Origin of the sequence: Xenophilus sp. (genome assembly GCF_044462705.1) — a bacterium.
GTDB lineage: Bacteria > Pseudomonadota > Gammaproteobacteria > Burkholderiales > Burkholderiaceae_C > Xenophilus > Xenophilus azovorans.
This window is the reverse complement of sequence record NZ_JBIQNC010000044.1, coordinates 16,548-26,824: the sequence shown is the minus strand read 5'-3', so window position 1 is coordinate 26,824 and position 10,277 is coordinate 16,548. Positions and strand designations below refer to the sequence as shown.

The 10,277-nt window shown below is 73.2% G+C and carries 11 protein-coding genes; all 11 read right to left on the bottom strand.

Annotated features, from left to right (window positions below; translation table 11 throughout):
- The coding region (gene hslV, locus ACIY1X_RS09535; protein WP_399680043.1) for an ATP-dependent protease subunit HslV at positions 1–494 on the bottom strand (494 nt) is incomplete at its 3' end.
- A gap of 67 nt (positions 495–561) precedes the next feature.
- On the bottom strand, positions 562–2,118 hold the full coding sequence (locus tag ACIY1X_RS09530) for an STAS domain-containing protein (protein ID WP_399680041.1): 1,557 nt from the start codon (positions 2,116–2,118) through the stop codon (positions 562–564).
- Between the two features lie 32 nt (positions 2,119–2,150).
- On the bottom strand, positions 2,151–2,918 hold the full coding sequence (gene dksA, locus ACIY1X_RS09525; protein ID WP_399680039.1) for an RNA polymerase-binding protein DksA: 768 nt from the start codon (positions 2,916–2,918) through the stop codon (positions 2,151–2,153).
- 239 nt (positions 2,919–3,157) lie between these two features.
- A complete protein-coding gene (locus ACIY1X_RS09520; protein WP_399680037.1) occupies positions 3,158–4,219 on the bottom strand; it encodes a CobW family GTP-binding protein in 1,062 nt (353 codons plus the stop codon).
- Positions 4,220–4,320: 101 nt separating this feature from the next.
- Entirely contained in the window at positions 4,321–5,523 is a 1,203-nt protein-coding gene (locus ACIY1X_RS09515; RefSeq protein WP_399680035.1) for a class I SAM-dependent rRNA methyltransferase, read from the bottom strand.
- An 88-nt stretch (positions 5,524–5,611) separates the two neighbouring features.
- The gene (locus tag ACIY1X_RS09510; RefSeq protein ID WP_399680033.1) at positions 5,612–6,562 is read right to left on the bottom strand and encodes a tyrosine recombinase XerC; all 951 of its coding nucleotides are present in this window, start codon (positions 6,560–6,562) and stop codon (positions 5,612–5,614) included.
- Positions 6,549–7,157: a YdcF family protein gene (locus ACIY1X_RS09505; RefSeq protein WP_399680032.1), complete on the bottom strand. Its 609-nt coding sequence runs from the start codon at positions 7,155–7,157 to the stop codon at positions 6,549–6,551. Before ACIY1X_RS09505 ends, ACIY1X_RS09510 begins: the two co-directional genes overlap by 14 nt.
- Positions 7,154–7,822, bottom strand: a complete 669-nt coding sequence (locus tag ACIY1X_RS09500; protein ID WP_399680031.1) for a DUF484 family protein — start codon at positions 7,820–7,822, stop codon at positions 7,154–7,156. Before ACIY1X_RS09500 ends, ACIY1X_RS09505 begins: the two co-directional genes overlap by 4 nt.
- A complete protein-coding gene (locus ACIY1X_RS09495; RefSeq protein WP_399680029.1) occupies positions 7,819–8,346 on the bottom strand; it encodes a hypothetical protein in 528 nt (175 codons plus the stop codon). The genes ACIY1X_RS09500 and ACIY1X_RS09495 overlap by 4 nt, the downstream gene beginning before the upstream one ends.
- A gap of 13 nt (positions 8,347–8,359) precedes the next feature.
- On the bottom strand, positions 8,360–9,238 hold the full coding sequence (gene dapF / locus ACIY1X_RS09490) for a diaminopimelate epimerase (RefSeq protein ID WP_399680028.1): 879 nt from the start codon (positions 9,236–9,238) through the stop codon (positions 8,360–8,362).
- Positions 9,239–9,245: 7 nt separating this feature from the next.
- Positions 9,246–10,277, bottom strand: a 1,032-nt coding sequence (locus ACIY1X_RS09485) for an amidohydrolase family protein (protein ID WP_399680026.1), incomplete at its 5' end; no start/stop codon positions are given.

Here is a 10,277-nt window from a genome sequence, read left to right as displayed (position 1 = left end):
GCGATCTCCAGGGACTTGCGCACGATGTCCGCGGCCGGCAGCTCGGTGTTGTCGAGCAGCGCCTTGGCGGCGGCATGGGCGTAGGCGCCGCCCGAGCCGATGGCGACGATGCCCTGCTCCGGCTCCAGCACGTCGCCGTTGCCGGTGATGATGAGCGAGGTGGTGGCGTCGGCCACGGCCAGCATCGCCTCCAGGCGGCGCAGCACGCGGTCGGTGCGCCAGTCCTTGGTCAGCTCGATGGCGGCGCGGGCCAGTTGGCCCTGGTGTTTCTCCAGCTTGGCCTCGAAGCGCTCGAACAGCGTGAAGGCGTCGGCGGTGGCGCCGGCGAAGCCGGCCAGCACCTTGCCGTGGTGCAGCGTGCGCACCTTGCGCGCCGAACCCTTGATGACGATGTTGCCCAGCGTGACCTGGCCGTCGCCGCCGATGGCGACCTGGTCGCCCTGCGGGGTGGCGCGGCGCACGCTGACGATGGTGGTGCCGTGAAATTGTTCCATCGGAGCATGATGGGGCCGGAACGCCCCGATGCAAGGCCCGCGGCGCACGGCCCGTGGGGTGCGGCGGTCAGTGGCGCGGCGTCACCACGGCATGGTCGGCGATGCCGGCCACGCCGAGGAAGGCCGCCAGCAGGCGATGGACGTCGACGAACTCGATGCGGCGCCCCCTGGCGTCGTAGGCCTTCACCCAGTTCAGCAGGCTGCCCGCGGCGGCGACGTCCACGCGCAGCAGCGAGGCGCACGACACCACCGGCGCATCGGCGCCCGCCAGCTCGGCGTCCAGCCGCTGGCAGGTCGCACCCAGGTCGCCGGCGAGTTCGCCCGAGAGTTGCCCGGGCAGAACCTCGGGCCCGGTGGCGTCGCCTGCCAGGCGCAACCCGCCCGGCCGGCTCGCGCGCGGCGCGTCCAGCGAGGCATAGCTGCCTGCCGGGTCGCGCCATGCCGGCGGCGCCACCTCGTAGGTGATGCAGTAGTTCAGCGCCACCAGCTCGAAGTCGTCGGGCAGGTTCATCACCCGCAGCACCGACAGGTAGAGCTGCCACCAGGCCAGGTCGGTGCCGCGCACCGTCAGCGGCGTGGCCTCGGCCAGCACGGCGACCAGCCGCTCGGCGCCGGCGAAGCGCAGTTGCACCGGCGCATCGGCCCAGTGCGCGAACAGCGTGCCCAGCGGGGCGACCGCGTCGCCGTCGATGCCGCGCAGGAGCCGCCAGTCCAGCCGCCACACCGCGCCGGCCTGCGACAGGGCCCGCGTGAGCTGCAGCAGACCCTCGCGGCCCAGCTGCTCGGGCGCGTACCAGTCGACCGTGCCCTCGTCCGCGCCCTGCTGCTGGCTGTGGTGCGCCAGCAGGCGCAGCGACATCCATTCCGGCGCGGGCCGCTTGAAGCGCTGCGCGTAGCGCGTGCTGTTGGCGGCGAACTTCTCGGCGTCGCCCGTGGCCCGGTACAGGTCGAGCAGCGCGCGCCAGGTCTCGTCGTCGTCGGCATGGCTGCCGCTGCCGGCCACGGCCTGCAGCAGCAGGCCCTCGGCCCCGGCGTCGTCGCCCTGGGCGAAGCGCAGCGCCGCCTCCTGCGCCGGGGTGTCGCACGTCAGCCGGGACGCATCCAGCGCATGGGCATGGGCGGGCACGGCGGCGACGGCCTCGCCGCCCTCGCCCTCGTCCAGCGGCGGCGCGCCGGGCGCGGTGTCGGCATAGGCGCGGGCATGCTGGGCCGCCAGCGGGTCCGGCTGCGAGGCGCCGGCCGCGGCAGCCTCGCCGCCGGCGCGGCCCTTCCACCACTGCTGCGACATCTGCTCCTCGATCTCGTCGATCTTCTTGAGCGTGAGGGCGCGGCCGTCGGTCTTGCCGGAACTGTTGAGCTGGAACGAGGACGGCGTGCCGCCCTCGCGCGTGCCCGCGGCCTCGCGCTGGCGCAGCTTGCGCAGCATGTCGAACTCGCGGCGGCGCACGAAGTCGTTGCGCTGCCGGCGCTCGATCATCTCCTTGAGCGCCTCGCGGCTGTAGCCGGTGTCAGGCGCTGCGGCGCCGCCGCCCTCGGGCGCGTCCAGATCCGACCAATCCTTGAGCGGATTGCGGACGAACTTGGCCACCTTGGACAGCAGCCGGTTGCCTTCTTCCCTGGCCATGCGCGCGTGATCGGAAGCGGAAGCCGCGCCGTTCAGTCTCCGAACATCTTCTGCTTGAGCTCGCGGCGCTGCTGCGCCTCCAGCGACAGCGTGGCGGTGGGCCGCGCCAGCAGCCGGCCGACGCCGATCGGCTCGCCGGTCTCGTCGCAGTAGCCGTAGTCGCCGGCGTCGATGCGGGCGATGGACTGCTCGATCTTCTTGAGCAGCTTGCGCTCGCGGTCGCGGGTGCGCAGCTCCAGCGCGTGCTCTTCCTCGATGGTGGCGCGGTCGGCGGGATCGGGCACGACGACGGTGTCCTCGCGCAGGTGCTCGGTGGTCTCGCCCGCGTTCTCGAGGATGCCCTTCTTGAGCATGAGCAGCTTGTGGCGGAAGAAGGCCATCTGCTTCTCGTTCATGTACTCGCCGTCGGGCATGGCGATGACCTCGGCGTCGGAGAGCTCCTCGGCCGGTTTGGTCTTCCAGTTGTTGGCGAGCTTGGGGTCTTTCTTGATGGCCACGGGCGGCGGGGAAACGAGTGCAGTGGACATGGTCTGTGAGAAGCTGGCCTTGGCGGCGGTCGAGGCCACCGCCTGCGGCATGGAGGGAACGGTCAGTTGCGCCAGCCGCGCCGAGGCGCGGGCGCGGGGCACGGGCGCATCGGCAGCGGGCGCGGCGGCCGGCGCCGGGGCGGGGGCGGCCGTGGGCGCCGCGGCCGTCTTGCGCGCAGGCGCCGCCTTGGCGGCGGCGGGCGCGGGGGAAGCCTTGACGGCGGATTTCTTCACGGTCGCAGGCTCCTGGGTCTGGCTGGATCGCGCTTTCACGGGTGGTCTCCTCCCAAGGGCACTGGTGGGGGCCCGAGGGGCCGCTGCCGCCGGTGCGCAAGGCCCCGGTGGCGGCTGATGGTTATACCGCCGAAACCGGGAGGCCGGGCGCATGCCGGACGTTGCCGGAACACCGGCCCGGCAGCGGGGTGCGGCCGGGGGGGTCCCGAACAGGCGCGCGATTGTATAGAGAATGGCCCGCCGTGCACGCGGGCCGGCCATGCCTCAGCGGCGGCGCGTCAAACGAGACACTGGTCCAGGCCCTGCTCCAGGATGTCGCGCGGCAGGTCGATGCCGATGAAGACCATGCGGCTGATGCGCGGCTCGCCCTCGGTCCACTCGGGGCCCAGGTCGCTGCCCATGAGCTGGTGCACGCCCTGGAAGATCACCTTGCGCGCCGTGCCCTTCATGTCGAGCACGCCCTTGTAGCGCAGCATGCGCGGGCCGTAGATGTTGACGACGGCGCCCAGGAAGTCCTCCAGCCGGGCGGGGTCGAAGGGGCGGTCGGCCTTGTAGACGAAGCTCTTGACGTCGTCGTCGTGATGGTGGTGGTGGCCATGCCCGTGCTCGTGCTGGTGCGAGGGGTGGTCGCAGTGCTCGCCGTGCTCATGGTCGTGGTCATGGTGGTGGTGCTCGTGCTCGTCTTCCTTGAGGAAGTCGGGGTCGATGTCCAGCTTGGCGTTGAGGTTGAAGCCGCGCAGGTCGAACACCTTGGCGAGCGGCACCTCGCCGAAGTGCACCTTCTCGATCGGCGCGCGCGGGTTCATGTGCTTGAGGCGGTGGATCAGCGCGTCGGCCTCCTCCTCGCTCACCAGGTCGGTCTTGCTGACGAAGATCTGGTCGGCGAAGCCCACCTGGCGGCGCGCCTCCTGCCGGTCGTTGAGCTGCTGGGCGGCGTGCTTGGCGTCCACCAGGGTCAGGATGGAGTCCAGCAGATAGCTCTCGGCGATCTCGTCGTCCATGAAGAAGGTCTGCGCCACCGGGCCGGGGTCGGCCAGGCCGGTGGTCTCGATCACCACGCGCTCGAAGTCCAGCAGGCCCTTGCGCTTCTTGGCAGCCAGCAGTTGCAGCGTCTCGCGCAGGTCCTCGCGGATGGTGCAGCAGATGCAGCCGTTGCTCATCTGGACGATCTGCTCCTTGGACTCGGTGACGAGGATGTCCGAGTCGATGTTCTCCTCGCCGAACTCGTTCTCGATCACGGCGATCTTCTGGCCGTGGGCCTCGGTCAGCACCCGCTTGAGCAGCGTGGTCTTGCCCGAGCCGAGGAAGCCGGTGAGGATGGTGGCGGGGATGAGGGCCATGGGAGATGCTCCGGGGATCTGCGGGGAAAGGGCGGAAAGTTTAGGCCCGCGGCCGCAGTCCTGCCGGCGCGCGGTTTCTCCGCCGCCGGCCGGCTGGCCGGCTACTTGCGCACCACCACCAGCCCCTTGAGGTACTCGCCCTCGGGGAACTCGATGGTCATCGGGTGGTCGGGCGCGGCGCCCAGGCGCTCGGCGATGTAGCCGTCCACCCGGGCGTCGATGCCGGCGGAGGCCACGATCTTGTGGAACAGGTCGGCCGAGATGCCGCCCGAGCACGAGAAGGTCAGCAGCACGCCGCCCGGCGGCAGCAGCTTGAAGGCCAGGCGGTTGATGTCCTTGTAGGCGCGGGCGGCGCGCTCGGCATGGGCCACGGTGGGCGCGAACTTGGGCGGGTCGAGCACGATGGCGTCGAAGCGCCGATCCTCGTCGATGAAGCGACGCAAGGTGGCGTTGACGTCGGCGTCGAGGAATTCGGCCTTCGCACCCGCCAGGCCGTTGAGGCCCAGGTGCGCCTCGGCCCGATCCAGCGCCGGGCGCGAGGAATCGACCGAGACCAGTTCCGCGCCCTCGAGCGCGCCCGCCGCCGCCAACCCGTGGGCCGCCGCGACGGTGAAGCCGCCGGTGTAGCAGTAGCAGTTCAGCACGCTGCGGAAGTGCCGCAGCCGGGCCAGTTCCGAGAAGCGGCGGCGGCTGTCGCGCTGGTCGAGGTAGAAGCCGGTCTTGTGGCCGGTGGCGACGTCCAGCGTCAGGCGCCAGCCGTGCTCACGGATCGCCAGTTCGGTGGCGCCGTTGCCGCGCAGCCAGCCGGTGACCGGCGGCAGCCCCTCGCGCTCGCGGCCGCTGGCGTCGGAGCGTTCGTAGAGCCGGTCCAGCCCGGTGGCTGCGAGCAGCGCGTCGGCCAGCGCGCCCTTCCAGCGCTCGGCGCCGGCCGAGAGGAACTGCGCCGCCAGCGTGTCGCCATAACGGTCCACGATCAGGCCCGGCAGCCCGTCGGCCTCGCCGTGCACCAGCCGCACGCCGTCGCTGTCGATGCCGAACAGCGCCCGGGCCTGCACGGCGCGGGCCACCCGCCCCGCCAGGAAGGCGGCGTCGATGCGCTGCACCTCGTCGAAGCTCCAGGCCCGCGCGCGGATCTTCGAGTGCGGGCTGCACGCCGCCCAGGCCAGGAAGCGGCCGTCGTGCGATTCGACGCGCACCGTCTCGCCCGGGTCGCCGCCGCCCTTGGCGATGGCAGCGTCGAACACCCACGGGTGGCGGCGCAGCAGCGAGCGCTCCTTGCCGGGCTTGAGGCGCAGGGTCTTCATCTTCAGCGCCGCCCGGCCGCCCGCAGGCGCTGGAGCGCCCCCTCGGGGGGCAGCGACGACACGACGTGCGGAGCGCGGGGGCTGTGTTTCATTTCTTGAGCTTGGCCCGCGGATGCGCCGCGTCGTAGGCGCGCGCCAGGTGCTGGAAGTCGAGCCGGGTGTAGACCTGGGTGGTGGCGATGCTGGCGTGGCCCAGCAGTTCCTGCACCGCGCGCAGGTCGCCGCTGGACTGCAGGAGGTGGCTGGCGAAGGAGTGCCGCAGCATGTGCGGGTGCACCGGCGCCGCCAGGCCGGCACGCAGGCTGCGCGCGCGCAGCAGCTTCCACACCGCCTGGGCCGACAGGCGGGCGCCCCGCGCGCCGATGAACAGGGCCGCCGCGCCCGCGCTGCCGGCCGCCTCGCCGCGCACCGCCAGCCAGGCGCGCAGCGCCTCGGCCGCCTTACCGCCCACCGGCACGGCGCGGCGCTTGCCGCCCTTGCCCAGCACGCTGGCCTCGCCGGCCTCCAGGTCGACCCAGCCCTTCGCTTCCTTGCCGGGCTGCAGGTCCAGCCCCACCAGCTCGCTCACGCGCAGGCCGCAGCCGTAGAGCAGCTCGACGATGGCGGCGTCGCGCGCGGCGGTCCACGGATCGGCCTCGGGATCGCGGTGCTCGGCCAGGCGCACGGCGTCGTCCACGCCCAGCGCCTTGGGCAGCGGGCGGGCGGCCTTGGGGGCGTGCACGTCCTGCACCGGGTTGGCGGCGATCCGGCCCTCGTGGCCGAGCCAGCGGTAGAAGCCGCGCCAGCACGACAGCACCAGCGCGATGCCGCGCGGCGCATGGCCGGCGGCGTGCAGCTGGGCCATCCAGCGGCGCACCTGGGCCGGCTGCACCTGCGCCAGCGCCAGGCCCGCCTCCCGCGCGCGCCGCACCAGGTCGGCCAGGTGCACGGCGTACAGCTCGGTGGTGCGTTCGGCCAGCCGGCGCTGCACGCGCTGATGCGCCAGGTAGCGCTCGATCAGCGCCGCATCGGCATCAACATCGGCTTCAGAGATGGCCATGCAAAGCATTGTGGACGATGGCCAGCGGCTCGCGCAGCACCGCCTGCACGGCGCGCCAGGCGCTGCGCCGGCAGGCGACGGGCGTGGCGGCGTACTGCACGTCGAAGGCGCGCTCGAAGCCGCTGGCACGGGCCAGCCGCTCGGTGCGCCAGAGGTGGCCCGGCTCGGTGACGACGATGACGCTGCGCACGCCGGCGTCCACCAGCAGCGGCCAGGCCAGGCGCAGGTTCTCGCGCGTGGACTGCGAGGCACGCTCGCGCAGCACCGCGCCGGCGTAACCGGCCGTCCGGGCCACCCCTTCCATCTCGTCGGCCTCGATGCGGCCGTCCTCGCTGTCCTCGCCGCCGCTCATCACGAGCTGCCGCACCAGGCCGCCGCGGGCCAGCGCCACGGCCGCCTCGACGCGCGAGGCCAGGCAGGGGTTGGGGGCGCCGTCGAGCCAGGCGCGGTTGCCGAGCACCAGCGCGGCGTCGGCGGGGCGCTCGGGCGGATGCCGCAGGGCCGCCTCGCCGTGGCGCGCGACCACGAGGGCCGTCCCGCCCCACCCCGCGAGCCCCAGGGCGAGCAGCAGCGCGGCGGCCCGGCGCGGCTTCAAGCGGCGCGCAGCCGGGTGAGCGCCGCCGCGGCGAGCTGCGCGATGCGCTCCAGGAAGTCGGTGCCCATGTCGGCGTGGTAGCGCTGGGCATCGGGCGAGGCCAGCACCAGCAGGCCGAAGGCGCTCTGGCCGGGCTCGGCACGCAGCGGCACCAGCGCCAGCGAGACGGCCTGCTGGGGGTCGTTGAGCCACGACGCCGCCTCGAAGCCGGAGTTCAGGCCGACGTAGGGCGTGGTCAGCGATTCGGTGAGGGCCTTGAGGTCGTCGCTCACGTTCTGCGCGTAGCTCTCGTCGGCGTAGGCCGGGTCCAGGTCCCACAGCTTGATGCCGGTCTGCGGCACCATGAACTGGGTGTGCAGGCCGTTGATGATCTCCCAGGGCAGGCCGCGCGGGTCGCGCCAGGTGAGCAGGTCGCGCGTCCAGCGCTGCAGGCGGTCGGCGGTGACGACGTTCTCGGTGCCGGCGCGCACCATCTCGATGATCCGGTGCTCCAGCGCCTTGATCTTCTCGCGCAGCATCTCGGCCTGGCGCTCCTGCAGGCTGACGGCACGGTTGCCGTGCGGGCTGGTGAGCTGCACCTGCGCCAGCAACTGCGCGTGGCGCTCGAAGAAGTCGGGCGTGTTGGCGAGGTAGTTGGCGATGTCGTCTTCGGTGATCGGGTTCATGGTTCCGGGAAGGTGTGGATCGTCGGATCGGCCGCCTGCTGCCAGGGCGCCGGCGGAAAGAGGAAGCGCAGCGGGGGGCCTTGCGACACCCGGCCTTCGGCGTCCAGGAAGCGCCGCTCCCCCCAACTGTATTCAAGCGGGTAGGCCGCATCGCCCAGGCGCAGCGTGCCCAGCAGCACGGGGTGCGTCGCGCCGCTGACGCCGCCGCGCACCAGCCGCGCCGCGTCGAAGCGCACCACGGTGCCGGCGGGCACGGCGATGGGCGCCGGCTCGTCGTCGGACGCCGGCTGCCGCGGGTCCGCGATCAGGCGGAAGGGCCGCTCGATCACGTCGGGCGCGCGGGTGCGCACGATGCGTACCTCGCGCAGCAGCGGCAGGTCGCGGCCGACGACGGAGGCGAAGGGCTCCATCGCGCCGGCGTCCAGCGTGCGCGTGCGCAGCGCCAGCCAGAAGCAGCCGGCCAGCGCCAGCGTCGCGCCCAGGGCGGCGACCAGCAGGAGCTTGCGCAGGGGCAGGCGGCGCATGGGCGGAAGACGCTCAGATGCCCTCGGGCACGTCGATCTCGCCGGCGAACACGGTGACGGCGGGGCCGGTCATGAAGACGACATCCGTCTCGCCGCCGGCCCACTCGATGGTGAGGATGCCGCCGCGCGTCTCGACGTCGACGCGCTGGTCGAAGCGGCCCAGGCGGATGCCCGCCACCACGGCCGCGCAGGCGCCGGTGCCGCAGGCCAGCGTCTCGCCGGCGCCGCGCTCGTACACGCGCAGCCGCGCATGGCTGCGGTCGACCACCTGCAGGAAGCCGGCGTTCACGCGCTGCGGGAAGCGCGGGTGGTGCTCGATCAGCGGGCCCTGCTCGGCCACCGGGGCGGTCTCGATGTCGTCCACGATCTGCACCGCGTGCGGGTTGCCCATCGACAGCACGGCCAGGTGCACGATGGCGCCCTCGGCCTCGGTGGACAGGGCCAGGTGCCAGGTCTGCCAGCCGCCCTCGGGCCGCGGGTCCAGCCCGGCGGTGTCGAAGGGCACGCGCGCCGGCTCGAAGACGGGCGCGCCCATGTCCACGGTGACGCGGCCGTCGGCGTTCATGCGCGGCGCGATCACGCCCGAGAGGGTCTGCACCCGCACCACGTCCTTGTCGGTCAGGCCCTGCTCGCGCACGAAGCGCAGGAAGCAGCGCGCGCCGTTGCCGCACTGCTCGACCTCGCCGCCGTCGGCGTTGTGGATGACGTACCGGAAGTCGATGCCCTCGGCCGTGGCCGGGCGCACGCTGAGGATCTGGTCCGCGCCGACGCCGAAGTGCCGGTCGGCCAGGAAGCGGTACTGCCCGGGCGACAGGCCCAGCGGCCCCTTCGTCTCGTCGAGCACGACGAAGTCGTTGCCCGCGCCCTGCATCTTGGTGAAGCGGATTCGCATGGCGGGATTATCCGGCGCCCGGCAGGCCGGGCAGCAGCGCGCCGCCGCGCGCGACGATCTGCCCGCCCGCCACCACCAGCCGCCGCGGCGGCCGGGCCACGACGGCGTGCGCGACGGTCTGCGCGTCGAGCAGCACCAGGTCGGCCCGGTCGCCGGGCACCAGGCCGTGGCCCTCGAAGCCGCAGGCCAGCGCGCCGGCGCGCGTCACGCAGTCCAGCGCGGCGTCGATCTCGTCGTCGCGGCGCAGGTTGTAGCGCAGGCCGATGAGCATGGCGCGCTCCAGCATGTCGGGCGTGCCGTAGGGCGTCCAGGTGTCGCGGATGCCGTCGTTGCCGCCGGCCACGGTGATGCCCGCGGCGCGGCAGGCCATGAGCGGCGGCACCGGCCGCGAGGGCGGCGCGCTGGTGACCAGCACCACGCCCAGCGCCGCGATGCGCGCCAGCAGCGCGTTGCACTCGGCCGCGGGCAGTTCGCCCAGGCAGAAGGCATGGCTGACGGCCACGCGGCCCTGCAGGCCCAGCGCCGCGGTGCGGTCGAGGATCAGGCCGAGCGAGAAGGCGCCCATCGCGCCGGGCTCGTGCAGGTGGATGTCCAGCGGCTTGCCGTGCTTGTCGGCCAAACCGAAGAGCACATCGAGCGAGCGCACCGGGTCGCCGTCGATGGCGCAGGGGTCCAGCCCACCCAGCACGTCGGCGCCGGCGGCCAGGGCGGCGCCGAGCAGCTCCGCCGTGCCGGGCCGGCCGAGCAGGCCCGACTGCGGGAAGGCCACGGTCTGGATCTGCTGCCAGGGCGCCAGCGCCGCCTGCGTGCGCTGCACGCCTTCGAGGTGCTGCAGGCCGGCCTGCGTGTCGATGTCCACGTGCGTGCGGATGCGCGTGGTGCCGGCCGCCAGGAAGGCGCGGGCCAGCGCCATCGACTGCACGGCGGCGTCGTGGCCGCTGCCGGCGCGGAAGGCGCGCTCGTTGTCGATCTTGTCCGTGAGCCGCGAGCCGACCTCGTTGCGGTACCAGGGCAGGCCCCAGAGCGTCTTGTCCAGGTG